The 26527-nt window shown below is 66.8% G+C and carries 19 protein-coding genes and 1 pseudogene; 14 read left to right on the plus strand and 6 right to left on the minus strand.

The window, feature by feature from the left end; translation table 11 throughout:
- The first annotated feature begins 7 nt into the window (after positions 1–7).
- From AB4Z47_RS12845 to AB4Z47_RS12860, 4 genes are all read left to right on the plus strand, one after another.
- Positions 8–1069 carry a LuxR C-terminal-related transcriptional regulator gene (locus AB4Z47_RS12845; RefSeq protein ID WP_441950587.1) on the plus strand — a complete coding sequence of 354 codons (1062 nt, stop codon included), beginning with the start codon at positions 8–10 and terminating at the stop codon, positions 1067–1069.
- Positions 1070–1141: 72 nt separating this feature from the next.
- Positions 1142–2938, plus strand: a complete 1797-nt coding sequence (locus tag AB4Z47_RS12850; protein ID WP_441950589.1) for an acyl-CoA dehydrogenase — start codon at positions 1142–1144, stop codon at positions 2936–2938.
- 42 nt (positions 2939–2980) lie between these two features.
- Positions 2981–3592, plus strand: coding sequence for a QsdR family transcriptional regulator (locus AB4Z47_RS12855; protein WP_441950591.1), 612 nt, complete (start codon positions 2981–2983; stop codon positions 3590–3592).
- Between the two features lie 266 nt (positions 3593–3858).
- Positions 3859–5115 carry a MarP family serine protease gene (locus AB4Z47_RS12860; protein ID WP_441950592.1) on the plus strand — a complete coding sequence of 419 codons (1257 nt, stop codon included), beginning with the start codon at positions 3859–3861 and terminating at the stop codon, positions 5113–5115.
- A gap of 19 nt (positions 5116–5134) precedes the next feature.
- Here AB4Z47_RS12860 and AB4Z47_RS12865 read toward each other — a convergent pair whose 3' ends face one another.
- Together AB4Z47_RS12865 and AB4Z47_RS12870 are read right to left on the minus strand one after the other, a co-directional pair.
- Positions 5135–5719 carry an NAD-dependent epimerase/dehydratase family protein gene (locus AB4Z47_RS12865; RefSeq protein ID WP_441950594.1) on the minus strand — a complete coding sequence of 195 codons (585 nt, stop codon included), beginning with the start codon at positions 5717–5719 and terminating at the stop codon, positions 5135–5137.
- 278 nt (positions 5720–5997) lie between these two features.
- A complete protein-coding gene (locus AB4Z47_RS12870) occupies positions 5998–6174 on the minus strand; it encodes a hypothetical protein (RefSeq protein WP_441950595.1) in 177 nt (58 codons plus the stop codon).
- 158 nt (positions 6175–6332) lie between these two features.
- Between AB4Z47_RS12870 and AB4Z47_RS12875 the strand changes: the two genes are divergently transcribed.
- Entirely contained in the window at positions 6333–7100 is a 768-nt protein-coding gene (locus AB4Z47_RS12875; protein WP_441950597.1) for a pirin family protein, read from the plus strand.
- A gap of 275 nt (positions 7101–7375) precedes the next feature.
- Here AB4Z47_RS12875 and AB4Z47_RS12880 read toward each other — a convergent pair whose 3' ends face one another.
- The 4 genes from AB4Z47_RS12880 to AB4Z47_RS12895 form a co-directional block, all read right to left on the minus strand.
- Positions 7376–8326, minus strand: a complete 951-nt coding sequence (locus AB4Z47_RS12880; protein WP_441950598.1) for an AraC family transcriptional regulator — start codon at positions 8324–8326, stop codon at positions 7376–7378.
- A gap of 454 nt (positions 8327–8780) precedes the next feature.
- On the minus strand, positions 8781–8999 hold the full coding sequence (locus AB4Z47_RS12885) for a hypothetical protein (RefSeq protein ID WP_441950600.1): 219 nt from the start codon (positions 8997–8999) through the stop codon (positions 8781–8783).
- Between the two features lie 520 nt (positions 9000–9519).
- A complete protein-coding gene (locus AB4Z47_RS12890; RefSeq protein WP_441950602.1) occupies positions 9520–9792 on the minus strand; it encodes a hypothetical protein in 273 nt (90 codons plus the stop codon).
- 6 nt (positions 9793–9798) lie between these two features.
- Complete coding sequence (locus AB4Z47_RS12895) at positions 9799–10056, minus strand: hypothetical protein (protein ID WP_441950603.1); 258 nt, start codon at positions 10054–10056, stop codon at positions 9799–9801.
- 111 nt (positions 10057–10167) lie between these two features.
- Between AB4Z47_RS12895 and AB4Z47_RS12900 the strand changes: the two genes are divergently transcribed.
- The 9 genes and pseudogenes from AB4Z47_RS12900 (at position 10168) to AB4Z47_RS12940 (ending at position 26263) form a co-directional block, all read left to right on the plus strand.
- Positions 10168–11151: a prenyltransferase/squalene oxidase repeat-containing protein gene (locus AB4Z47_RS12900; RefSeq protein ID WP_441950604.1), complete on the plus strand. Its 984-nt coding sequence runs from the start codon at positions 10168–10170 to the stop codon at positions 11149–11151.
- A complete protein-coding gene (locus AB4Z47_RS12905) occupies positions 11148–18575 on the plus strand; it encodes an SDR family NAD(P)-dependent oxidoreductase (protein ID WP_441950606.1) in 7428 nt (2475 codons plus the stop codon). Before AB4Z47_RS12900 ends, AB4Z47_RS12905 begins: the two co-directional genes overlap by 4 nt.
- Before the next feature lie 131 nt (positions 18576–18706).
- The gene (locus AB4Z47_RS12910) at positions 18707–18904 is read left to right on the plus strand and encodes a hypothetical protein (RefSeq protein WP_441950608.1); all 198 of its coding nucleotides are present in this window, start codon (positions 18707–18709) and stop codon (positions 18902–18904) included.
- Positions 18905–18916: 12 nt separating this feature from the next.
- A pseudogene (locus AB4Z47_RS12915) lies at positions 18917–19381 on the plus strand (terpene synthase family protein); the annotation flags it as partial.
- A 742-nt stretch (positions 19382–20123) separates the two neighbouring features.
- Positions 20124–20711 (plus strand): hypothetical protein, encoded by a 588-nt coding sequence (locus AB4Z47_RS12920; RefSeq protein WP_441950610.1) that lies wholly within the window; start codon positions 20124–20126, stop codon positions 20709–20711.
- Positions 20711–22351, plus strand: coding sequence for an amino acid adenylation domain-containing protein (locus tag AB4Z47_RS12925; protein WP_441950612.1), 1641 nt, complete (start codon positions 20711–20713; stop codon positions 22349–22351). The genes AB4Z47_RS12920 and AB4Z47_RS12925 overlap by 1 nt, the downstream gene beginning before the upstream one ends.
- Positions 22348–23619 carry an aminotransferase class I/II-fold pyridoxal phosphate-dependent enzyme gene (locus AB4Z47_RS12930; RefSeq protein ID WP_441950613.1) on the plus strand — a complete coding sequence of 424 codons (1272 nt, stop codon included), beginning with the start codon at positions 22348–22350 and terminating at the stop codon, positions 23617–23619. Before AB4Z47_RS12925 ends, AB4Z47_RS12930 begins: the two co-directional genes overlap by 4 nt.
- On the plus strand, positions 23616–24896 hold the full coding sequence (locus AB4Z47_RS12935) for an MFS transporter (protein WP_441950614.1): 1281 nt from the start codon (positions 23616–23618) through the stop codon (positions 24894–24896). Before AB4Z47_RS12930 ends, AB4Z47_RS12935 begins: the two co-directional genes overlap by 4 nt.
- Positions 24893–26263 carry a hypothetical protein gene (locus AB4Z47_RS12940; protein ID WP_441950615.1) on the plus strand — a complete coding sequence of 457 codons (1371 nt, stop codon included), beginning with the start codon at positions 24893–24895 and terminating at the stop codon, positions 26261–26263. The genes AB4Z47_RS12935 and AB4Z47_RS12940 overlap by 4 nt, the downstream gene beginning before the upstream one ends.
- The last annotated feature ends 264 nt before the right edge of the window (positions 26264–26527 follow it).

The following is a 26527-nucleotide window of genomic DNA, read 5'->3' on the forward strand; positions in this document are numbered from 1 at the left end:
GCTCGCGGTGGTGCTGTGGGAGTCGGCGGTGCTGGTCGCGGCCGGCGACAACGACACGGCCATCGAGGTGATTCAGCAGGGGCTGTGGGCCGCGCACGAGACCTTCCGCTTCGTCGAGGCCGGGCCGATACTGCTGGTCAAATGGGCTCAGGCGCTGACCGCGCTCGGCCGCTGGAACGAGGCGCTCGGCCTCGTCGACGAGCCGCTGACCGAGCAGCTGCCACCGCTGAACACCGCCGCACTGCTGCTGTGTCACGCGAGAATCGTGCTGGCGCGCGGTGATGTGAACGCGGCGGCGGCCAGCGTAGAAACCGCCGAGCCGTTACTCGGCGACAGCCTTTGGGCCATGCAATACCAGATCCAGCTTCGCACCGTGAAGTTCGAGATCGCGCATGTGGCGGGCCGACCGCAGCGCGCCGTGGACTTCCCCGCGGAGGCCGTGGCCGCACATCCGCATGAGGCGTGGGCGCTGGTCACGGCGGTGGCCCGATCCGGAGGCGTTGCGGCGGAGCTCGACGCCGTCGCGGCAGCGCTGCCGGTGACCACAGCCGTCGACATTGCCCACCGGGCCGTGTTCCGCGCCGCGCGCAGCGGTCGTCCCGCCGACTGGACGGAAGCGGCGTCCGCCTGGCGAGCCCTCCGGCAACCGCATGAACTGGCGCGCAGCCTGCTCGAAGCGGCGGAGGCTGAACTGGCCGTCGGCAATCGCACGGCGGCCGGGGAGCTACTGCGCGCCGTCCTCGCGGCGGCAGAAGAGCTGGCGGCAACACCGCTCACCGAACACGCCAGGCGGCTGGCCGACCGGGCCGGGGTCACCCTCGACGAAGCCGCTGGTCGCCCCGCCCAGCAAGCAGCCCCGAGCCCCTCCGGCCTGACGCCCCGGGAACTGGACGTGCTCCGACTGGTCGCCAAAGAATTGAGCAATCGTCAGATCGCAGCCGAGCTTTTCATCAGCGGCAACACCGCGGGCGTGCATGTCTCGCGCATCCTCACCAAACTCGGCGCGACTACTCGCACCGAGGCCGCCGCGACCGCACGGGCGCGCGGCCTACTGGATCTCGTGGGGTGAGACCGCCGGCGGCGATCCGATCCGGACGCCCTAAGATACAGTGAGTAGAAGATGTCTCGAAAGGACGGGCTGATGCGGTCGACCTTGCTGTCCCGGCGCGATCTCGATTTCCTGCTCTACGAGTGGCTGGACGTCGAGGAGCTCACCAATCGCGAGCGGTACAACGAGCACTCGCGGGAGACCTTCGACGCTGTGCTCGACCTCAGCGAACAGCTCGCCACCAAGTACTTCGCGCCGCACAACAAACTCAACGACGCCAACGAGCCGACCTTCGACGGCGAACGCGTAACCATCATCCCCGAGGTGGGGCAGGCACTCGCCGCGTTCGCCAAGTCCGGGATGCCCTCGGCCACAATGGATTACGAGCTCGGCGGCGCGCAACTGCCCGCGACCGTCGCACAGGCGGGCTACGCCTGGTTCCAAGCGGCCAACCCGGGCACCGCGGGCTACCCCTTCCTTACCGCGGCCAACGCGAATCTGCTTGTCGCACATGGTGGTCCGGAGTATGTCGAGAAGTTCGTCCGCCCCATGTTGGCCGGACGGTTCTTCGGCACGATGTGCCTGTCGGAGCCGCAGGCGGGTTCGTCGCTTGCCGACATCGTCACCCGTGCCGAGCCGCAGGGCGACGGCACCTATCGGCTGTTCGGCACCAAGATGTGGATCTCCGGCGGTGATCACGAACTCGGCGAGAACATCGTGCACCTGGTGCTCGCGAAGATCCCCGGCGGGCCCGCGGGGACCAAGGGGATCTCACTGTTCGTGGTACCCCGGTTCCTGGTCGGTGACGACGGCGCGATCGGCGAGCGAAACGATGTCGCACTGGCCGGACTCAACCACAAGATGGGCTTCCGCGGCACGGTGAACACCGTGCTGAACTTCGGCGAGGGCCGCTGGACACCCGGCGACGCGCCCGGCGCGATCGGCTACCTGGTCGGCGAGCCGCATTGCGGGCTGAGCTACATGTTCCACATGATGAACGAGGCGCGGATCGGTGTCGGCCTGGTCGCCACCGCGCTCGGCTACACCGGCTACCTCGAGTCGCTCGACTACGCGCGCACCCGCACGCAGGGACGGGCCAAACTGCCCGCCGATCCGGCCGCGCCGCAGCGGCCGATCATCGAGCACGCCGATGTGAAGCGAATGCTCTTGGCACAGAAGGCGTACACGGAAGGTGCGTTGGCGCTGGTGCTCTACTGTGCGCGGCTGGTCGATGAACAGCACACCGCGCACACCGAGGAGGAACGCCGCGCGGTCTCCCTCCTGCTGGACATCCTGACGCCGATCGCCAAGAGCTGGCCCTCGCAGTGGTGCCTGGAGGCCAACAGTCTCGCCATCCAGGTGCTCGGCGGCTACGGCTACACCCGCGAGTACAACGTCGAGCAGCACTACCGGGACAACCGGCTCAACCCGATCCATGAGGGCACGCACGGCATCCAGGGCTTGGATCTACTGGGGCGCAAGGTAACCCAGCAGGGCGGTGCGAGCCTGCTCGCACTCGGCGGGCGGGTCGGCGCCACTGTCGAAGCCGCCCGTGCCGCGGGCGGAGAGGCGGCCGAGCTTGCCACCCAGCTGGATTCGACGTGGCAGCGGCTGGTCGAGGTGACCGCGGGACTGTTCGCCTCCGGCGACATCGAGGCCGCGCTGGCCAACAGTTCGGTGTACCTGGAGGCGTTCGGACACATCGTGCTGGCCTGGATCTGGCTCGAGCAGTTCCTCGCCGCCGCCGACCGTTCCGGCGACTTCTACGAGGGGAAGCGACACGCGGCGCGTTTCTTCTACAGTTTCGAATTGCCCAAGACCGCACCGGCACTGGATCTACTCGCCCGCCTGGACACGACCACCCTGCGGATGCGGGATGAATGGTTCTGAGCACCGGTTCGATACAGAATTCGTAAGATGTACCATTCCTCGGTGACCGATTCCAGCCAGCCGACCACCCGACCTCCCGGCCGACCGGCCTCGGCGACCAGGGAACAGGTCATCGAGCTCGCCCGGCAGGCATTCCTGTCCGGCGAACGCGTGGATATCCAGGCGATCGCCGGACAACTCGGGGTCAGCCGTGCCTCGATCTACCGTTGGTTCGGCTCCCGCGACGGGGTGCTCGGCACGGTCCTCGCCGGTGAATTCGAGGCGCTGCTCACTCGCGCGGACGCGCGCCGCCGCTCCACCGGCGCCCGGCGCATCCTGGACGTGCTGTATCGGGTCAACCGCTGGATGACCGACAACGAACCGTTCCGCCGTTACTTCGAGAACGAGCCGCTGTCGGGGCTGCGCATCCTGACCGCGAGCGACGGACCGGTGCAGCCGTTGGTCGTCACCACCGTCCAGGCACTGATCACCCGCGCCGAGCGGGAGGACGGCTACCTTCCGCCGATCGAACCGGCACTGTTGGCCTATGCACTGGTCCGGCTCGGCGAGGCGTTCCTCTACAACGACAATGTCGCTGGCATTCGCGGCGACACCGATCGACTGCACGAGGTGCAGGCGGCCCTGCTCGGCATCCCCGAGGCCACCGCACCATGACCCGGCGGCCGCAGAGCCAGGTACCGGTTCACACCACCTACGATTCCCCCTAGTAGATCAGCCCGCCGCGGTCGCCGAATGCCCGCATTCGAATCGGCGTGATCGAAATCCGCCCACCCGCTTGCGGGGTGGCGCATTACCGGGTGCGCCGCGCGGTCGAAGACTCCGATGCCGACGTCCGCGCGTATGCCCTGCGGGCGCCGGCGCAGCTCCCGGCCTAGCGCCGCGTGGTTGCCGCCGGTCGGATCCCTGGTTAGATTGGCGGCTTGACCGTCGCCGCACGCGCTAGCTGGGCTATAGCCGCCCGGTACCCAGCGGCGAAGGTGGCCACCGACGACGAGCACCTGTCGGTGTTCTCGATGAGCAGCGACAGGAGTGTGGCGTTGACCTTGCCGAACTGGCTGGATCTCGCCGTGTTCGTCGCCATGGTGGTCGCCGCGTCGTTCGGGTGGCGCCGTGGCGCAATCGTGGCGCTGCTCGGGTTCGCCGGTGTACTAGCGGGCGCGGGCCTCGGTGCGACGATCGGGGGGACGACACTCGCCCACCTCGCCCCCGGTGCCGTCCGGCTGCTGCTCGTGTTGGTTCTGATCATCGGGTTGGTCGCGGTCGGAGCAACCGTCGGGCACCGGGCCGGGCACGCCGCCCGGACGACCATTTCTGGACCTGCTGCCCGGCGCGCCGACGCCGTGGGCGGGATCGTCGCCCATTCGATCGCGGTGCCGCTGGTGGTGTGGCTGTTCGCCGCACCATTGGGATCGCTGGCGGCCGTGCGTGGTTCGACGATCGTGCGGACCGTGGACGACGTAGCACCGTTCTGGCTGACCGGCCTGTCCACCGCGCTCACCACGCCCATCGTCGACGCGGGCCTCGCCCGTCCGCCAGCGCCGCCCGATCCGAGCATCCTCGATGGACCGGCGCCCACCGATCTGCGCGAGAGCGTATTTCGCGTCCGTGATCTCGCACCCACCTGCGGGTTGCGCCAATCCGGTTCCGGATTCGTGGTCGCGCCGGAACGGGTCCTGACCAATGCCCACGTCGTGGCGGGCTCCACCAGGGTTTCCGTCGACGCCTCCGCGGGGCCGCTCACGGCGACCGTCGTGCAGTTCGATCCGACGATGGACATCGCCGTTCTGGCCGTCCCCGGTCTCACCGCGCCCACTGTCACCGTCGCGCCCGAACCCGCCGAACCCGGCGCCGACGCGATCGCCCTCGGCTACCCGAAGGGCGGACCATACACCGCGGCCGCGACCCGCGTGCGGAGCACGGCCGTACGCCAGGTTCGCGACATCTACCGCACCGGACTGGGTGAGCGCCGGATCTACACCGTGGACGGCTCGATCCAGCACGGCAATTCGGGCGGTCCGCTCATCGATACCCGCGGCCGCGTGCTCGGGATCATCTTCGGCGTCGACGAGAACGACGACAACGTCGGATTCGCCACCAATCTGCCGGAGGTGCTCGATCGTCTCGACAACGGCCTGCGCTCCGATCGCCCCGTCGACACCGGTCCCTGCGCCGCGTAGTCGGCGCTCGTCGGTGTTTTCAGGACGCGTCGGCGATGATCACGACGCCACTGGACGCGTCGAGCAGAGGGATCGTTCGTTCGGCGGCGTCGTCGACGTGCACACGCGGATGCACGGGCAACTCGGCCTCGTAATAGGTTCCCGGACCGTAGAATTGGCCGTACTTCACCACCACACCGTCGATATTCAGCACGGCCGCTTCGTGCGCCTGGATCACCTCACCTCGCCCCGCGGGCGGTTCCCAGGCAATGCTCTGGGCGAGAAACCGTTTCGCTCCGGCAGCCCGCGCCGCGGCGATCAGGTTGCGGGTGCCTTCGGTGCGGATCCGCGCGTTAGCACCTGCTCGTTCCGGCAGCAGCGCGGCGTCGTCGGGCAGATCGGTGAGCTGATGCATCACCATCTCGGGCCGGAACGCGACCACAGCGGCGGTCAATGCGTCCGAGTCGTACACATCGCAGACGACCGGCTCGACCCCGGCAGCACGCAGCTGATCCGCCTTCGCGGCCGACCGGGTCATGCCCGCGACCTCGTGCCCGGCCTCGATCAGCAGCGGGAGCAGGCGGACTCCGATAACGCCGGTCGCACCGGCCAAGAAGATGCGCACCGATCCACCATAATCCGCGTCGCGATCGGATACTCGACACGGACCTACTCGCGCCGTTTCCCGAAGTTCGGGCCGAGGTGCCGAGCAAAGACGACGCAACACTCTACTCGAAGCTATCGCTCAGGAGGCCCGCGCTGGCCGATGCCGAGCATCGACAAGGCATCCGTGGCGCCGTATCAGCTCACTCCGGCGTTCGCTCTGCTGTCCACCACGCCGGTACCGATGGACACAGATGGATCGAGCATGTCCGCACCGGTCCAGACCAGAGCGGGCAGCCATCAGGTCGGCCTGTGCCTCGAACTGGAGCCGTCACCGTTGGCATCCAGGCACCGGGCGGTCGTCTCGGCGTCCTTGGCCGCGACGTTCATCAGCGCCTTGATCCACCGCTCGTGTTCGGCGCGAGTCAACCGGCCGTCGACATCGGCGATGTCCATGATGGCGTCGAGGAACGGCACGTATCCCGCGTCGAACGACTCGGGCCCGCCCGTGCCGGCCGCGCGGGTTCTGGTGGCGGGTCAGGCCGGGAATAGATCCACTCGACCGCCAGTTGGTGGATATGGAAACCAAATGGGTCGCGTTAAGCGGCTCAGAACTCTTCGAGGAGGGCACTCCCATGAGCACCGTCCAACTGACCCCCGAAATCGATGTCCGCCGCGCCGAGGATCGGATGAAATCCACTTTCGGCTGGTTGGATTCCAAGCACTCCTTCTCCTTCGGCCACCACTACGACCGGTCCAACACCCATCATGGGCTGCTGCTGGTCAACAATGACGACATCGTCGATCCCGGAACGGGTTTCGAGACCCATCCGCATCGCGACATGGAGATCGTCACCTGGGTGCTGCAGGGCTCGCTGGTGCACCAGGACTCAACCGGGCACAGCGGAGTGATCTACCCGGGCCTGGCCCAGCGCATGAGCGCCGGAAGCGGCATCCTGCACTCGGAGAAGAACGACTCCTGGCGCCTGGGCGGCGATGCGCACCGGGACCCGGTGCACTTCGTGCAGATGTGGGTGGTGCCCGACGAGTCCGGGATCACCCCGGGTTACGAGCAGCTGGAGATCGAATCGGAGGTGCTGGCCGGGGGCTTGGTGCCGGTCGCCTCCGGGATGCGCGAGCACGAGGACGACGCCGCGATTCGAATCCGGAACAGGCATGCGGCCCTGCACGCCGCGCGGCTGGCGTCGGGTGAGTCGGTCTGCCTGCCGGACGCGCCGTTCCTGCACCTGTTCCTGCCCCGCGGTGCGGTGGTGCTCGAAGGCACCGGCGCGCTGCATACCGGCGACGCGGTGCGGTTCACCGCAACGGGTGGCCAGCGGGTCACGGCGACCGAGCCGGCCGAGATCCTGGTGTGGGAAATGCATGCCACCATCCGGCCGTGACCTCGGCTTGTCGGGCAGCGGCACGACGGCGGCACGCCCCTACCACGGGAGGCGGAGATGACCGACACCACTGATACGCCCGCGGACCGGTGGCGCCTACGGACGATCCGGTTCAATCAGGAGTTGCTCGGCTTCTCGATCACCGAGCTGATCGAGAACCGCGATCGATCCCACTACGGCCAACTCATCCGCAATCGGACCGACCTCCGCTGGTCGCCACACAATAGCGACACACCGGAACAAAACAGACCTGACAATCCGGCTGGCAGGCCTGGTCAACGGTGGCGGACATCGCGCGGGCTGGCGTCGAACCGGCGACGGAAAGCCGAGCTGAAGGCGCTGGACGAGCTGAAGCCCAGTTCCATAGCAACGTCTGCGATGCTCCAGTCGCGATAGGCGGGACTGCGCAGACGCGAATAGGCGAGTTGCAGGCGTTCCTCTCTGATCAGTTCGCTCGGTGTGGTGCCGGCATGCTGGAACGCGAGCTGGATTTGCCGGAGGGACCAGCCGAGGGCGCGGGCGATCGTCGCGCCTGTGAGGTCGGGGTCTCCAGCGTGGGTGCGGACGTAGTGGCGGACAGCAGCTTCCACGTCGGCGAGATGACCGGGGCCGGTGGGCTGGTCGCCGATGATGTGCATGCACAACAGTTCCACCAGGTGGGAAGAGATGGTGTCGAATTGATGTCGAGTGAGGTCGCCGCCTTCGGCGAACAGCCCGGCGGCGAGGTCGGCGACCACCCTACCGAGTCCTGACGTGAGGTCGGCGGGAGTGGCGGGCAACTCCGGCGTGCGGCCCAAGCGATGGTCGATCTCTCGTCGGGGAATGGTCATCAGCAGCCCCTTGCTGCCATCACCCAGCGAGAATGCGAACGGTCGGTCGATGGTCACAAGGCAACCGACACCCGATGGCAGCCGCGCGTGCTGACCGGACTGGAAGAGGTCCACCTGCCCGGCGGTGGGTAGCAGCAGTCGAAAATCGTCGTCGGAGTCGCCGCGCACGAGTCCGGCGCTACGGTAGTAGGTCACCGCGTCGGATTCCCAGCCGACGAGCTGGTAGTCGGGGGTGCGTCGCAACGTCGTGCGACCCTCGAAGTCGCTTCCACGTGGGAAGGCATAGCCCAGACGCCGGTGGTATGAGTTGATCAGCTCGGACCAGTAGTCCGCGCGCTCATGCGGGGCGGCAATGCGCGTCGTGGCGTTTTGGACGAAGACGGCTCTGTCGCTCACCGTCACCACTTCCCTACTTCGTGATCGGTTCCCACACCCGAGCACGCCAGGCATCCGACGAGTCGGTGTTGCCCAGAGTAGTCCGCAGCAAGGCGATGATGTCATCGGGCACTGTTCGCCGACCAACTGCCCCGCCGCTAGCCGACCCAGTAGCAGCGGCGATCAGGATGTGCGTGTAGGGGCCGCCGCCACACGTCCACCTCCTCGGTTCACCCGCACCGGAACGTCTCCAGGTCCACACCATTGTGAACTGCCGCCAACCCCGTTGTCGGCGCAGCGAGGGTGTCGGACACCCTCACCTGGAGACGAATCCATCCGGGCTCCGGTGACGACGCTGTCACTCGATCTACGGCCAGGTGATCCGACGGCCTGCCGTGGAAACTGCGATTTCAAGGCATGGATCGCGTGCCGCGGCAATCGGGTCGGTCCGAGTTACTCGGCTCATCGCTGTGGTTCAGGGCTCCAGATACAGGCGTTCATTGGGTAAGCGCGGGTACCTGTGGGTGTCACCAGGGATCACTGCGACATGCTTCGGATAGCGGCGGGCGCGGCAATCTTGGATGAACAACAAAGCCGCAGTGGCGCAGGCCGTGAAATCGAAGCGCACATTACCGAGTTGCACTGCAAGGTGCACATCCGATTCCTCGGGATACGGCGACATCTGGTTGCCCATGTCCGGCGCGAGCCTCGTCGAGCACCGGACAGAAATCCTCGTGGCCATCGATGGCGAAGACACCGTCGAGCTCCAATCAGTTCGTTCCGGCGCGGTGCGCTGTACAGACGGCTCGATGGGCGAGGCAGAATACAGCTCGACGTAATCGGCTACCCGGCAATTGGGGCGAACGCGTGTTTCGCCGCGTTGGGCACTCCATGACTCCTCCTTGTACACTCGCTAGAGCTGCGCATATGAGGCAGACTATGAGCCGAACCGCGGAGCGGACTATATTCTGCGCGAAGGAAAGTTTGCACGGAGCGCACACGCGGCACCGCACGAACAGATCGGGCACGCCCCGGCATCCGGCCGGGCACCAGCGCTGCGGCAAGCAGCAAGCCACAGCCCATCTATTTCGACAGCGGCGCCGCGGCGGGTACCTCACGACCTCCGGCAGTGCGGAGGGTGAGCCGACTATCCGGTGCCGCGATAATTGCCATGAGCACGTTCCCACTCATCGAGCAGGTGATCGGCCGAGCCGTCACGCCGGTCCGGCATTGTGCACACTGATCATCGAAGACCTGGTCTGCCAGATCGGGATTCGCCGTGAAGGCACCCCGCTGTTCCGAGTTCTCCGCCGAGCGACGACCGCGTTCCCGGTGATGTCGACGGTGGTCCCGAAGCCGCCGATGCCCATCGTGGCCGAGGCGCCGAGCCGGCTTGCCATGTCCCGCAGCAGTTCCGGGACGCCGACCTCCATCTCCAGGCGGAGCGCCGACAGATCGCGGCCGGCGAAATCGGGTTGATTGAGCACCGGCAGTCAGATCGTTTCGAAGCCGGGTAGCGCGATCGTGCTGCGCTGGGATTCGAGAGGGTCGAGGGCGGTGTCCGGCTGGAAGAAGCCGACATGGCAGTAGCAGCAACCTGCGTAGATACTCGCTGTCGCGAACGCGATACCGCCGGTATGAAACAGTCGCAGCGCGGTCGGAGATCCGTCCTGCTCGGTAAGGAAGAACCGCGTGTCCCTGGTTGCCGCCTCCCCACATCGTTTCCGTGGACATACGGCAATGCCGGTCATAACGTCGGATGTACCGACATACTATCGGGTATGTGACCGTGGTGCAGATTCCGGATCCCGGGGGGGCGGAATTCACGTCATCGTGTAGCAGGCATGACCCGGAGGAACCCCATGCTCGAGTCGGTCGTCAAGCAGTCCGGCATGCCACTCGGTCAGGTCGTCGACGGCGCCATCGAGTACTTTCAGCGATGTCAGCAGCCCGACGGCTCCATCGCGGAGGACCCTGATATCCAAGTGTTCCGGGAGTGGGACTCGGTCAACGCATTGAAGGCAATCGCACTGTGGCGGAACCAGTCCGCAGTCGACACCACGGCCACTGTCACTTCAATACTCGAATTTCTTTCCACCCGCGAGAAACCGACGGGAATGCTCAGCTGGGGCGCGATCGAGGTGGGCCCGGCCGAGTACTGCACGGAGACCAGTAGCGAGTACATCAGCGCTCTGACCCTGCTCGGCCGCGTCGAACTGGCGTACGAGAGAGCGGAATTCCTGCGTCGCAAGCAGCTGGCAAGCGGGCCGTGGGAGGAGGTGCACAGCCATGTCCCGAAGGCGTTCCAGACCGAGCCATCGGTCACCGGGTTCGCCCTCATGGCTCTGGTCGGCCTGGACTTGGAACCGATCCATCTCGATGCGGCACTGGACTTCCTTGCCGAAAAGCAGCGCGGCGAAGGTCATTTCGGCATCAACTGGTACTACTACTGCACCCACTACTACCTGATGCGACCCGCGGTCGCGGCCTTGGCGAGCTTCGGCGACTATCCCGCTGTCGCCGCGGCCCGCGATTTCGTTCTCGCCCAGCAGCGCACCGACGGGAGTTGGTTCAGCGAGGTCGATGGCTTCGGCAACGTGGCAGCGCCTGAACAGCACACCGCGCTCGCCCTGGCCACTCTCGGACACGCGGGCATGACCGCCGAGGATCCGCCGGTACGGCTCGCGATCGGATGGCTGCTCGAACGGCGGCGGCCGGACGGTTCCTGGTTCGGCGGTCGCTACCCCTATCCGGAAACCGAGAGCTATTCCGCCTTCCGGGCGCCCCAGGACGTGTTCACCACCGCCCAAGTGCTTGCCGCGTTCAAAGAGCTGGAGATGGCATGACGTATTCGGACGACGAACCCGTTGCCGTCATCGGAATCGGCTGCAGGCTGCCAGGAGGCATCACCGACCGGCAGACCCTGTGGCAGTTCCTGGAACAGGGGGGCGACGCGATCGGCCCGATTCCGGAGGACCGCTGGGACGTCGAGCACTATTACTCGCCGAAACCGCAGCAACCGGGCAGGCTGATTTCCCGCACGGGCGGATTCCTCAGCGAAGTCGACACGTTCGACGCCGCGTTTTTCGGGATTTCCGGACGCGTCGCCGAGCAAATGGACCCGCAGCAGCGGCTGTTGCTCGAAGTGACCTGGGAGTCCCTCGAGGACGCCGGCATCGTGCCCGCCGACCTGGCAGGCGGCCGGACCGGCGTGTTCATCGGCGCCTGTAGTCAGGACTACGGCGGACTCCAGTCGGCGCCGAGCGAACTGGAGGGCCTCGGCCCGCATTCGGCTACCGGCACCTTCATGAGCATCGTGTCCAACCGGTTGTCCTACACGTTGGATTTGCGCGGGCCGAGTATGACACTCGACACGGCGTGCTCCTCCTCTCTCGTCGCTGTGCACCTCGCCGTGCAGAGCCTGCGGCAAGGGGAAAGCGAGTTGGCGTTGGCCGGTGGGGTGAACCTCATGCTGACCCCCCAGTTCGGGATCGCCTTGAGCCAGGCCGCGATGCTGTCGCCCGACGGCCGATCTCGGGCGTTCGACTCCGCCGCAAACGGGTACGTGCGCGGCGAGGGCGCCGGGGTGGTCGTGCTCAAACCGCTGACTCGCGCACAGGCCGACAGCGATCGCATCTACGCGGTGATCCGGGGCACCGCCGTCAACCAGGACGGTCGCACCCAGGGCATCACCGTGCCCAGCGGGGAGGCGCAGGAAGCCAATTTCCGGGCCGCGCTGGCGGCAGCCGGGGTCGCGCCCGCCGACATCGGCTATGTCGAAGCACATGGCACCGGCACGCCGGTCGGTGACCCGATCGAGGCCAACGCCCTCGGCCGGGTTCTCGCCACCGGTCGCGACCGTGGTCGGGATGCGCTGCTCGGGTCGATCAAAACCAATATCGGTCACCTCGAGGCAGGCGCGGGCATCGCCGGACTGATCAAAGCCGCACTGTGTGTATGGCATCGACGAATTCCGCCGAGCCTGCACTTCCAGGAGCCCAACCCGGGCATCGACTTCGCCGAGCTGCCTATGGCCGTGGCCACGTCTGCACAGCCCTGGCCCACCGGCTACGCCTACGCCGCTGCCAGCGTCAACTCGTTCGGTTTCGGCGGCACCAACGCCAACGTGGTACTCACCGAGCCGCCGACCGCGGACGCGGCTCGCGGCCAAGACAACTCGACCGACACACAGCGGCACACCACCGATTCCGTTTCGTTCGCGACGAACTCACCCACCGGGACGCCGACCGTACTGACCTTCAGCGCGCGCAGTGAACCAGCCCTCGACGCACTCGCCGCGTCCTACGCGGACCTACTCGACACGCGGGCCCTCGACCTGGAGTCCTTGGGTGCCACGCTCGCTCTGCGGCGGAGCCGGCACGAGTACCTGCTCGCCGTGGTCGCCTCGGACGCATCGGACGCGGCCGCGAAACTCCGCGCGGGCCAGGTGATCCGCGGCCACACCCAGCCGGGTCGCGCAGGCAAGGTCGCGTTCCTGTTCAACGGGCAGGGACCGCAGTGGTTTGCCATGGGCAGGCAGTTGCTGGAAACCTCGCCGGTATACCGGGCGAAGATCCTTGAATGTGACACCCTGACGGGGCAGTACATCGACTGGTCGATCCACGAGGAACTCACCGCCGACGAGGCGTCCTCCCGGATCACCGAAACCCAGTGCCTGCAACCGGCTATGTTCGCGCTACAGGTGGCGCTGGTCGAAGTGTGGAAGTCCTGGGGCATCGAACCGGACGCCGTACTCGGCCACAGCATGGGCGAGATAGCCGCTGCCCATGTCTCCGGTGCGCTGACCCTTTCCGACGCGCTGAAGGTGATCTGTCACCGCGCCCGCATCCAGGAGAAGGCCGACGCCACCGGCGCGATGATGTTCGTCGCGCTGCCGGAATCGCAGGCACGCGAGTTGTGTGCGCACAATCCGGACGAGTTGTGGGTGTCCGCCGTGAACAGCCCACGTGCCTGCACGCTGTCCGGCCGCAGGCCTGTACTGCAGGCGCTGGCAGCGGAACTGGGCGGCGATGGCGTCTTCGCCAGGATGCTGCGGGTGAACTGTGCCTGCCATAGCCCGGACATGGATCCGTTGCGCGATGAACTGCTGGACGTCCTGGCCGGCGTCGCAGGCGGCCCGGCGCACATCCCGATGTACTCGACAGCCACCGGCGCCGCGATCGACGGAACGGAGCTGGGCACCGACTACTGGTGGCGTAATTTCCGGCAACCGGTCCTGTTCGAACCGGCGGTCCGAGCTCTGCTCGCAGACGGCTACCACACCTTTGTCGAGCTGAGCCCGCATCCGGTTCTGGCCAACTCCCTCAACGAAATCACGGCCGACGCGATGGTAGTAGCCTCCCTGGTCCGGAAGAAGGACGACTGGGCCAGCTTCCTCGGTTCGTTCGCCACGCTCTACGCCGGCGGCAGCCCGGTGGCCTGGCCCCGGCGCTACCCCGCGGGCGCCCCCGTGCTCGACCTCCCCACCAATCCTTGGATACGCCAATCGTTTTGGAACGAAAGCGCCGTCTCCCTGCGGTATCGCACCGACAGTCAGGCGCATCCGATGCTCCGGCGGGTCGACGGCCCGCGCCCGACGTGGGAGATCAGCTGGGACGACCATCGGCTTTCCTGGGTACGCGAGCACGATGTGTTCGGCTCGGTGATCGTGCCCGGAGCAGCGTATGTCGAGGCTGCGCTGTACGCCGCCCAGGCGCTGACCGGCAAGCCGTGCGCACTGGAGTTCGTCGACTTCGAGCGCGCCTGCGTGCTGTCCGACGAGCCGCAACTGAGCAGGCTGGAACTAGATCCTGAGGCGGGTACCTTCGAGTTCCACCAGCGTGCGGTGCGCGGTGACACCTGGTTGCGCAACGCTCGCGGCCGATTCCATCAGGCGCCGTTGGAAGACCGGGAATCCTTCGACCTCGACGCCATCCGGGCCCGCTGCACGAACTCGTTCAAACCGGTCGACATCTACGGGAGGCTGGCAGCTGAAGGATATGCCTACGGACCGGCCTTCTGCGGGATCGGCAGGTTGCACGTCGGATCGGACGAGGCACTTGCGCTGATCGCGCCGCCCCGCGTGCTGCGCAATCGACTGTCGGGTTACCTGCTGCATCCTGCGGTGTTGGATGCCTGCTTCCAGAGCGCGATCCTGCACCCGTCCACCGATAACCCCGACGAGCTGCTGCCGACCAGCTACCTGCCGACCGGCATCGAGCGGGTGCGCCGCTACCAACCGGACGCACTGCCGGTGTGTTGCTATACCCGGCTCCGCAAACACGGCCGCGACGGCCTGCTCGTCGATATCTACCTGCTCGACGAGCAGGGTCAGCTGATCGCCGAGTTCGCCCAGTTGACGGGTAAGGCCGTTCGGCAACCTGCGCAGGCGGCGGACAGCCTCGCCGACCACATGTACCGCTTCAGCTGGCAGCCGAGCGACCGCGTGATCACACCGGAGCGCAGCGCTGTCACCCTCGCACCGGCCGATCTCGCCGCGGCGCTCGAACCACTCTGCCGCCAGTTGGCCTTGCGCCTCGACCGGCACGCCTATGCCACCGCCTATCAGCAGGATGTCCGCCGGCTCTGCGCCGCGTACGTGGCCGAATGCCTCTACGAGTTCGCGCCGGACATCGAGTTCGCGGTGACGGAGATCCCCGCGCTCCTTCCCCGATACCAGCGTGCGTTCCACGGCATGCTGCGGCTGCTGGTCGCCGACGGCACGGTACGCGAGCACGGCGACCGGTACCGGATCGAGCGGACCGACGACTTCGACCCGGAAGCACAGTGGGCCGAACTCTTCGCTCGACATCCCTCCTGCGCCTGGGAGCTGTTGCTGCTGCGCCGCACCGGTGCCCGACTGAACGACGTGCTGACCGGCGCGGTCGATCCGCTGGAGTTGTTGTTCCCCTCGGGTTCGCCGGCCGACACCGAGCCCATCTACCACACCTCACCGGTAGCACGCTTCTACAACCTGATCGCCAGACATGCCGTCCAGCGGGTCGCCGAGCATGCGGATCAGCGGCGAACGCTGCGTGTGCTGGAAGTCGGCGGCGGAACCGGCGGGTTGACCGCGAATCTGCTGCCTGCGCTTCCCGCGCGGCAGTGCGAATACGTGTTCACCGATGTGTCGCCCGCCTTTGTCGCGGCCGCGCGGGAACGGTTCCGGGACTATGCCTTCCTCGACTACCGTGTGCTCGACCTCGAACACGACCTGCAGTCCCAGAATTTCGCCCCGGGCTCGTTCGATGTGGTGGTAGCGGCGGACGTGGTGCATGCCACCGCCGATGCCGAGAAAACGCTGCGCTACCTCCAGGAAATGCTCTCACCCTGCGGTCTGTTGCTGCTGATCGAAGCCGCACCCGACTCCCCCTGGCTCGATCTCACCTTCGGTCTCACCGCAGGCTGGTGGTCCTTCCGCGACCTGCGCTTGCGTCCGGACGGTCCACTGCTGTCGGCCCAGGAATGGCAGGACCTGCTGCGCTCGGTGGGCTTCGACGACGTCGCCACGCTCGGCGATCCCGGTCACTCCGATTCCGGCTCGCAATCGGTTCTCCTGGCACGAGCTCCCGAAGCCGCGCCGCCGGCCGGTCGCGGCAGCGCGGATCCAGACCGTCTCGGCGACTGGCTTATCCTCGCCGATACCGACCCGCTAGGTCCGGACCTGGCGGCACGGATCGACGCGCACGGTGGTCGCGCCACGCTCGCGCACAACCTCGCGGACCACGACCTCGGCGCATTGGAGCCGGAAGGGATCGTCGATCTGCGCGGCGCGGGCGGCCTGCCGATGGACCAGGCGTTGACCGAATCGTCACTCGGTTTGCTCGATCTACTCAGACAGGTCTGCCGCAGGGAGTCGCAGCATTGGCCGCGGCTGTACACGCTCACACGCGGCGCACATACCTTCCGCAACAACGAGATCGACCTGTCCGCCTCGGCGGCGTGGGGTCTCGGCGCGGTGGTCGGACTCGAACTGCCACAGCTGCGCTACACCGTCATCGACCTCGACCCGGTACCCTCCCCCGGCGAGTTGGACGCCGTCTGGGCCGAGTTACGCACCGATGACAATGAACGGGAAATCGCGCTGCGCGCCGGGGAACGCTTCGTGCGCAGGCTTGTTCCGGTGTCGTCGGCCCCCGAAACCGTACCGGCCGTGGATCTTCCGACCGGTATCGGATTCGCGCTGACCACGGAAGTTCCCGGGACGTTGGACGAATTGCGTTACCACGCCGAGAAACGCGTTGCGCCGGCAGCGGGGCAGGTGGAGATCGAGGTCGCCGCCGCAGGATTGAATTACCTCGACGTGATGACCGCTCTCGGGCAGGTGCCGCCGCTGGAATCGGCGGGCGGGTACCGTTTCGGCGCCGAATGCACGGGCATCGTCACACGCGTCGGGCCCGGCGTCACCGGAATCGGTGTAGGCGACGCGGTGGTGGCGGTCACCGCGGCGCAGGGCACCCTGGCCAGCCATTTCACTGTGCCTGCCACCGGTGTTGTCGCCAAGCCCGCGAACCTGGGGTTCGAGGCGGCCGCCGCGCTGCCCATCGTTTTCCTCACCGCGTGGCACGCTCTGCACAAGCTCGCTCGGCTGGCCGCCGGTGAACGCGTGCTGATTCACGCCGGCGCGGGCGGAACCGGTTTGGCAGCCGTGCAGATCGCGCGCGCGGCGGGGGCGGAGGTATTCGCCACTGCTGGTAGTCCCGAAAAGAGGGCGCTGCTGCGCACGATCGGCGTGCAGCATGTGTTCGACTCCCGCGCACTGGACTTTGCGGAGAAAATTCTCACCGCCACCGACGGCGCGGGCGTCGACGTGGTGCTGAACTCGATCGCAGGCGAGACCGCGAGCCGCGGCATCTCCTGCCTCGCACCCTACGGTCGCTTCGTCGAACTCGGCAAACGTGATCTGTTGCAGGACAGCAAACTCGGCTTACGACCGTTCCTGCGCAACCTTGCCTACTTCAGCTTCGACCTACGCCAACTGCTGGTGGACCGACCCGCCGCCGTGCATGTCGAATTCCAGGCGCTGATGGCGCGCTTCGCATCGGGCGAGCTGCGACCACTGCCCTATCGGGTCTTCCACCCTGCCCAGACCGAAGCGGCCTTCCGGCATCTTGCCGCAGCTCGGCACATCGGCAAGCTGGTGCTGGCGATGGACGAGGGGGGAGTCCCTGTCGTTCGTGCACCAGCACCGCCGACGACCGACGGAACCTGGCTGATCACCGGCGGACTCGGCGGCGTAGGGCTCGCCATGGCCGACCGCCTGGCCGACGCCGGGGTACGCCATCTCGTGTTGATCGGGCGTTCGGGTGTGTCCACTGAGGTGGCCGCGGCCAGGGTGACGGACCTTCGCCTGCGCGGCGTGCAGGTCGTTGCCGAGGCGGTGGATGTCAGTTCCCGCACCGCGATGGCCGCGCTGCTCACCAGGATCGAGGGTGAGTTGCCGCCGCTGCGCGGGGTGCTGCACTGCGCCATGGTTCTCGATGACGCGTCGCTCACCTACCTGGACCGCGACCGCATGACGAAAGTCTTGGCGCCCAAGGCTTTCGGCGCATGGTATCTGCACGAGCTGACGGCACACCTGCCGCTGGACGCGTTCGTGCTGTTCTCCTCCGCGACCTCGATGGTCGGCAACCGAGGCCAGGCGAATTACGCTGTGGCCAACGCGTTCCTCGACCATCTCGCCCACGTGCGACGTGCCGCAGGACAGCCGGCGCTCACGGTGAACTGGGGCGCCATCTCGGACGTCGGATACGTGTCCCGCCACGACGATATCGGCCGCCTGGTGTCTACCACCGGCATGCGGTCCTTCACCTCCGCCCAGTCGTTCGAGGCACTGCGAACCCTCTGGGGTGGACCTCGTGCACAAGTCGGCGTGCTACCGATGGATTGGCCGCAATTCTTCCGACAGCACAACATCGAACCGGACACACAGCCGCGCTATGAACATCTGGTCACGGCCGGCACGCAGCAAGCGGATGCCGGGGGCTCCGGAACCCCACTGCGCCAACAACTGCGCACTCGATCCCGGGCGGCCCGCGGTGAACTGGTTGCCACGGCACTCCGAGTCCGCTTGGCAGGCGTGCTCGGCATTCCACTGAATTCCCTGGATGAGAACATGCCGCTGATGGACTATCTGGATTCGCTGCTCGCTGTCGAGATCAGCGCATGGCTGGAGCGGGAGCTGGGCATCAAGGTCACCATTATGGAGTTGATGAAGGGCCCGAGCGTGGTGCAACTGACCGACCAGATCCTCACGCAACCAGACGAGTGACGACATGGACGATGTCTCGTATCCGCTGCCCCGCGCCGGAATCCCTCTTTCGGTGGACAGGAGCGATCCGGAGCTCCACGCAAATCTTGGCCCCAGCAGCGGATGCGACCCGGGAACAGACCGCCTACGGCATGGCCGTGCTAACCCTTATGTGGGATGACCTGTTCGAGGATCCGCAGCTGAGGGACCCGGAAGCCGTGACCGCGCTGAGGCGTGGCCTGGTGGCGACGCTGCGCCAAGACCCGCAGACACCGTGGAGGTCCGATGCGATCCCGGCGGCGTGGGCGAGTTTGTGGCCGTGCCTGCGCGCGGGCCGGACCACTCGCTGACAGGAGCGGTTCCTCGACGGCATCGAGGAGTGGTTCGAAGCGGCCGAACGCGAAGCGCACCATCGCATCAATGGCTATATCCCCTCCATGGCCGACTACCTGCCGCTGCGAAGGTCGGTCAGTGGGATGGAAACCACACTCGCCTGCGTGGAGGGGTACCAGGACCGGGAACGGCCGTCGACGCTGCGCAACCACCCCGTGATCCGCCGTCCCGAGGAACTCGGCTTCTGGGTGACCTTCGTGGAGAACTACCTGGTGGGGTTGGATCAGGACGAGGCCGACCAAGTCCCTTACAACCTGGTCAGGGCGGTCCGTCACGAGACCGGGTGCACCCGCCGCGAAGCCGTCGAGCAGGTGCAGCGCCAGGTGGCAGATCTCTTCGCGGTCGTCGGGGTGGTTGGGCACTTCATGTACCTGGTGACTCCGGCGGCAGCGACGGATCGCCGCGGGGCCACAGCCGGGCTGCGGGACAGGTGAGGTGATCGACCACAAGGGCGTCGCCAAGATCGTGTATTTCGGCCGGGCGGCGAGTACACCGCCCATCCGACGGCGCAGGCGAGTTTCTGCAACTGGTTACGCCGTTCGATGGGACGCGACCGGAATCTGTTGGGACAACAGCCCTTCCGCGATGGCCTTGCCAGCAGTGGGCACAGCCTCGAGCCACCGTTGGCCTACGGTAGGAACCGCTCACGAGGCGGTGCTGCCGGCATCAACGAAGGGGAGCCCAGCATGGGTGAAGAATCTCAACACTGGCAGTACACGTCATCCGAAGAGTATCAAGTTGTCGTTCCAAGGAAGGCTCCTGTCATCGCCTTCTCGTTCGGGGAGATCGATGGAGCCGGAAGCATCATCCGGCGCTACGGATGCCGACCGCCGGCAATCGTGTCTCGGTGGCAGACCCCAGGATTGTGCATAGCCGAGCGCACGGTGACGAAAGGTTTTCGCGCTCGGCATGCTCACGTACAGCACGGGTCGCACCACCTGCTGTCGCGCATCCACGAGCCTGCCAGGTCGACAACCCGGTGTCATCTATAGCAAGTGCTCTGCATACCTCCACAGGAATACAGGGACACCGATTTAACCAGAATGGGCCACAATGTCTAGTCGCGCATTGCATGATTCTGTCCAAAAACCCTCGATCCAAGATCAAACGTTCGCTCCCGCGATTGTGGAGCGAACCGGCGAACCGCCTTTGGTGAGCGAGGACGACTTTCGCCGAATGGTCGAAATCGACGCGCTCGCCCGCGCGAGCGAGTTCATGACCGAGGAGACCGCCGTCGTGGCGGATGTCGTTGCCCGCCTGGCTATCCCGGCCGAATGCTCCATGGTTGTCGTGGGGGGAGCCGGTTCCACCCACCTGTCCGTGCCCGCGAAGGCGGTCAGCCGCTGCATCGTGGTCGACCCGCTCGGGCTGAGCTCATGGAAGCTCCCCACCAGGAGCGTCTCTACCGTTCATCTGCGCTCGCTGCACGAGGTCAGCAGATCGGAGCTGCCCGCGTCGCCGCTGCTGTGGGTATTCACCTTCAACGTCTTCCCATACCTCCATGAGCCGATCGAGGTATTGCGTCGGCTGGCGTCGCCTCGGGACACCGTCGTCGTCACCACGTGGGCCTCCACCGAGCGCGCTGAGGAGATCCGCGGTGGCTATCTCCGGTACGTGTTCGGTCCCGACCGACCCCGGATCGAGGCCGTGGCCGACGTCGGCCACATCGCTCGGGACCTCGCGATGGACTACCCCGGCGCCCGTGTCGAGTGCGTCCACGGTGAGGTGGTCAGTGCGGCCGTCGTGCACCTGGAGTCCGTCTGATGGCGCCGCTGCTCCATGAACCTGTCCTCGCGGCGATGGCGGCGTACAGCGAGCGCGAGGCGATCGTCGGGGAGGACGGCCGGTCCTGCACGTATCGAGAGCTGGAGCACAGCGTCCGTGCGTGGGCGAGCGTGCTCGCGGACCTCAAGCCCTCGCCGCGGCAGAACCCGTTCGTCGGCATCCTCGCTCCCGTGGCCGCGGCGAGCATCGCGGCGGTGCTCGGCACGCTCTGCACGGGCTGTGCGTATGTCCCGTTGGACGAGCTCGCACCGACGGAGCGTCTTCGAGGCATCATCGACCGCACGGGCCTGGACTTGATCGTGGCGGACCCCGCGTACCTGTCGCTGCACCCCGAACTCGCGGAAGCGCCCTCGGTCCGTCAGGTCCTGCTCACGAACGCGATCGCTGATTGTGCTCCGGTCCGCGAGGTGGCTCCGCAGCCGATCCTCGCCGACGACCTCGCGTACGTCCTGCACAGTTCCGGGTCGACCGGGGTCCCCAAGGGGATCATGCTGACCCATCGCAACGCGCGCACCTTCACCGACTGGATGCAGAAGGAGTTCCGGGTCACGAGCGATGACATCGTGATGTCGCGAGCGCCGTTCAAGTTCGACCTGTCGGTGTTCGATGTCTTCAACTCACTGTCCGCGGGCGCCAAGCTCGTCACGTTCGACTGGACGAGAGAGCGAAGCGCGGACGAGCGACACCGCGACTACGTGAGCCTGATGGCGAGAAACGGTGCCACCGTTCTCTATACGACGCCGTCGACGTTCATCGCGCTGATGAACCGCGGCGGGCTCGGGGAGGCCGCGCCACCGCTGCGCCAGATCATGTACGCCGGCGAGCCGTTCCCGACCGCGCAGCTGCGGCGGCTACGCGAGGCGCTGGGCGCGACAACGCGGATCGCCAACATCTACGGGCCTACCGAGACCAATATCATCACGTACCAGTGGGTCGATGAGCTGCCGGATGACGACGCTCCGGTTCCGCTCGGACGCGAGGTGGACGACACCGAGATCATTGTGGTCGCGGACGAGGGCCCGCCGCGGCTGTGCCGGCCCGGCGAACTCGGCGAGCTGTGGTGCCGTGGCGGGACCGTGACACTCGGCTACCTCGGGATGCCCGAGAAGACTGCCGAGCATCTCGTGCGCAGCCCCTTCCATCGGGCTCCGGCGTACTTCTGGCGGACCGGGGACTTCGGCTTCCGCGACAACGCCGGCGTTCTCCACTATCGCGGGCGCCGCGACCACATGGTCAAGGTGCGCGGCTACCGCGTGGAACTGGGCGAGATCGAAGCCGCGCTCGCCGGGCATGCCGACATCGACGAGAGCGTGATCGTCGCGGTGCCGGACACGCGCAACGGCACCGGCTGCACACTCGCCTGCTACTACACCCCGCTCGACGGGCGGCGGGTGACGAGCGGGGATGTGCGCCGACATCTCGAGCACACGCTGCTGCCGTACATGGTCCCGCAGCTGATCGAGCGACGGGACGCGCTACCGACCACCTCTTCGGGGAAGGTCGACCGCGTCCGGCTCGGCGAGCAGGCCGCACTGGCATCGGCGAAGACCATCCCCGCCCCGCCTGCGTCCCCCGATCTTTCCGGACATTCGATAACACAACTGGAAGGTGCGTCATGAGCCGCGCATTCGACAATATTGTGGCCTGCGCGCAGGCAGAGAGCCGCCGCAGCCTCATCAGCAGCATGTTCGACGATATCCAGCAGTACGACGTCACCGCGCGAGAGATCGACGGCCGTCGGATCCGGGTGCGGGATGACCACTGGGTGATCGACTTCGCGTCCTGCAACTACCTGGGGCTGGATCTCGACCCGGAGCTGACGAGCGGGGTCGCCGCGAGCATCGAGCGCTGGGGCGTGCATCCGAGCTGGTGCCGGCTCGTGGCCAGCCCCCAGATCTACGTCGATCTCGAGGAGCAGCTGGCCGCGCTGGTCGGCGCAGAGGCGTCGGTGATCATCCCGACGGTGACGCTGATCTCGATCGGGGTTATTCCCGCGCTGGTCGGCCGCACGGGGGTGCTCCTGCTCGACAAGTCCGGACACGAGACGATGTACGAGGGCGCGAAGATCGCGCGTGACAACGGTGCGACGCTCGCCAGCTACCCGCAGGGCGACCTGGCGACGCTGCGGGGTCTCCTGCACGCTCATCGCGACAACCCACGCAAGGTAATCCTCGTGGACGGCGTCTACAGCATGACCGGTGACCACGCCGACATCGAAGGACTCACGCGGCTCGCCGCGGAGTACGACGCAGTGGTCTACGTCGATGACGCGCACGGTTTCGGCGTCGTCGGCCAACATCCCAGCGCGGCTCGCCCATTCGGCGAGCGCGGCAACGGGATCGTCAAGCACTTCGCCGAGGGCTACGACAATGTGCTCTATGTAGGCGGCTGCTCGAAGGCCTACTCGTCGCTCGCGGCGTTCGTCGCGTGCTCGAGCAAGATGCAGCGTTTCGTCAAGACGTTCGCGACGCCGTACGACCTCTCCGGGCCGTCCCCGACCGCCTCACTGGCCACGCTGGCGCAGGGGCTGGCGATCAACGACGTCCGCGGCGACGCAATCCGTGACCGCCTGTGGGTGCTCACGCAGCGGGTGATCGTCGGACTGCGTGGCTTGGGTTTCGAGGTCGACAACCGGAGCGGGTTCCCGATCGTCTCGACGCGCATCGGCGACTCCGTCCTGCTGGAGGAGAGCGCGAACCTCCTGTTCGAGCGCGGCATCTTGGTCACCGTCTGCCCGTTCCCGATGGTCAAGCGCGGCGATGAGGTGCTCCGCATCACTGTCACCGCCGCCAACACGGATGACGAGGTCGATGAGCTGCTCGCCGCGTTCGCCGAGGTCCACGATCTCGTCAAGGCGCGGACCGGCAGCGAGCCGCAATCCCCGTGACGAGCGAGATCGAAGCGACGCGGTTGGATCCGGCCTTCCGCCGGATCCTCGGCGGCTACCTGGTGTCGCAGCTCGGCACCGCGGTTTCGCGCATCGCGATGATGGCGCAGCTCGTCCAGATATCAGGCTCGCCGCGCGACTGGGCGTACCTGGCGGCGGTGCAGGCGATCCCGTACGCGACGTTCGGGCTCATGGTCGGGTACATCACCGACCGGTTCGACCGGCGGCACGTCCTGATCGCCTGCGACGTCGCGAGGTGCCTGATCTTCGTGCTGATCCCCCACGCGCAGTCGCTGCCGCAGCTGTTCGCGCTGGCCTTCGCAGCAGGCACGTTCAACGCCGTCTATACGCCGACGTATCGGGCGCTGACCGCCGAGGTCGTGGACGCGCGACGGCTGCTGGCCGCGAACGCCCTCGAACAGACCGGCAACGGCGTGACCGTTGCGATCGGTATCGGCATTTCGGGCCTGCTCATTGCATCCGTGCCGATCGCGGTCTGCTTCTACATCGACGCTGCCACATACGCGATCTGTGCCGCCACGCTGGCGACACTGTCCGCGACAGCGTCGCCGCGGGGCCGCGCGGCGACGAGCGGGCTGCGCCGCGAGCTGCTGGCCGGGATTGCCGCTGTACGTGCGACGCCGGCCGTGCGATACCCCATGCTGGTGTCGGCGACGCTCACCGTGCTCGTCGCATTCCAAGGGCCGATGTTCTTCCCGCTCGTCGATGAGCGGGAGTGGGGCGGTGCCGCTCAGGTCGGATACATGACAGCGATCGCGGCCGCCGGGGCCGTGGTGACCGGCATCGCGCTCGCGCGGCGCGAGCGCGCCCCACTGTCGAGCCGGGCCGCACTCGGGGCGGTCCTGGCTTGCGACGCCGTCGCCGTTCTCGTGCTCGGTGGCACCGGCTGGTACGCCCTGGCAGCATCGCTCTGCCTGCTGCTCGGCGTCACCGAGACCCTGCTCACAACATTCGCCACGTCGGAGATCCAACGCCTGGCGCCCGTGGAGGCGTGCGGCCGGATCTTCGCCGCGCTCGGCATCGTCGCCGAACCGGCGCGTGTCGTCGCGATGCTGGCGTCTGGGTTGGTCGTCGGCGCGCTCGGCGTCCTACCGGGCTTCGCGCTCTCCGCCGCCGCTGAAGGACTGCTCGGCGTCGCGACGATCCTCCTCGCCATCAGGATCGCCCGCCGGCCCGCCTCCATCCCGGTGACCGTCACTCCAGAGCATCCAGAACCTCATGCCCTGAAAACCAACAACCTTATGGAGAATCCATGACCGATCTGAACCGCCTGCTCGCCGACTACGCGCGCAGCAACCCGGACGAGATCCGGGAGGACTACGAGTACAGCGCCGCCCGCGTCCGCGAACTCAACATCGACGTCGAAAGCCCAGACGACCTCGTCACGCACCTCGCCATCCCGTACTGCATCGACCGGCGCCGCTACGAGGCCCTGTGCGCCGACGCGTTGCTGGTGTTCGGCGCACTCAACCGCGTGGTCGCCGCCTACGGGACCGACCCTCAGGTGCGCGCATTCTTTCCGCACCTGAAACAATTCGAGCGGTTCCTGACCCTCCCGGTGCTGCCCGACCCGGCGATCGCGATCGCCCGCTATGACCTGGTCGAATCGCGGGGCGGCGAGTTCAAGATCGTCGAGCCCAACACCTGCTGCCCCGGCGGCACGATCTGGGGGGCGATGTTCAACGACATGTTCCGCGAGGGGAACACGTACCGGTTCCTGCGCGAGCACATCACCGAGGTCCCGCAGCGGATCCACAACGGGGACACGATCTACGATTTCCTGATCGAGCAGCATGCGCGCCACTTCGGCCCGCGCGACCGCTATGCGTTCGCAATCGCCGACACGCGCACCGCTCCGATGGAGGCCGAACTCCACGAACTTCGCGACGGGGCCCGCCAACGAGGGCACGAAGCGGAGAAGTGCCAGATCCAGGACTTCAAGCGGAAGTCGGACGGGCTCTATCTGAACGACCTGCGCATCGACATCGTTTATCAATTCCTCGACGTCCTCTACAAGGACGACATGGCCCAGATCGCGGCGAACTACGACGAGATCGCGGACTACCTGGAGGCGATGCAGCGCCGCGAGGTTCTCGTCGTCCAACCCTTCCCGCCGATCTTCCTCTCCGAGGACAAGTCGATACTCGCGCTACTGACCGACGAGGAATTCAAGGACTACTTCACGCAGGCCGAGCACGCGGCCATCGCCAGGCTCGTCCCGGAGACCTACCGCCTGGCGGAGGGAAAGGTTCCCTTCGAGGGTGACACCGTCGACCTCCGGCGCCTGCTACTCGAACGCAAGGACGACTTCCTTATCAAGGCACAGATGGAGAGCATGGGCCGCGACATCGTGATCGGCCGCGAGGTCAGCGATGACCACTGGCGGGCACATCTCGATGCGACGATCGGCGGACCGCACATCGCGCAGCGATTTATCGAGGAGACGCCGCTGGAGCTCCACGCCCCGGGCGAGGCTCCCGGTCCGATCGTCCCGCTGCACTACACGCTCGCACTCTTCATCCTCGGTGGCGAACCCGTCGGTATGGCCAACCGCGTGTCGCAGGAGCTCGTGACCAATGTGGCGCGCGGCGGCGCGTGGGGCGAAGTGATTGTCTACGAGTAGGTTTCGCGCAGGGCGCGGTGCGCTGACAACCATTCGCCGCTCAGCGACGGGCGGCCGGCACTCCACGTGAGGTTCTCCGCGCTCTCGATCTGGCCCAGCTGCGCGAGCAAGACGAGAACAACACACTGTTCCTGCGCCGGAAACGAAAGTCTCGTCGCGTAGCACGCTTTTGCATTGGTCGAGCATGGCAGTCACTTCCGAGGTCACGCCGTCGATTCCCGGACCGCCTGTGGCGAGACCGCGGGAACGGGAGTCGGTGGATCC

Source organism: Nocardia sp. 2TAF39, assembly GCF_052114905.1.
In the GTDB taxonomy this organism is placed as follows: Bacteria; Actinomycetota; Actinomycetes; order Mycobacteriales; family Mycobacteriaceae; genus Nocardia.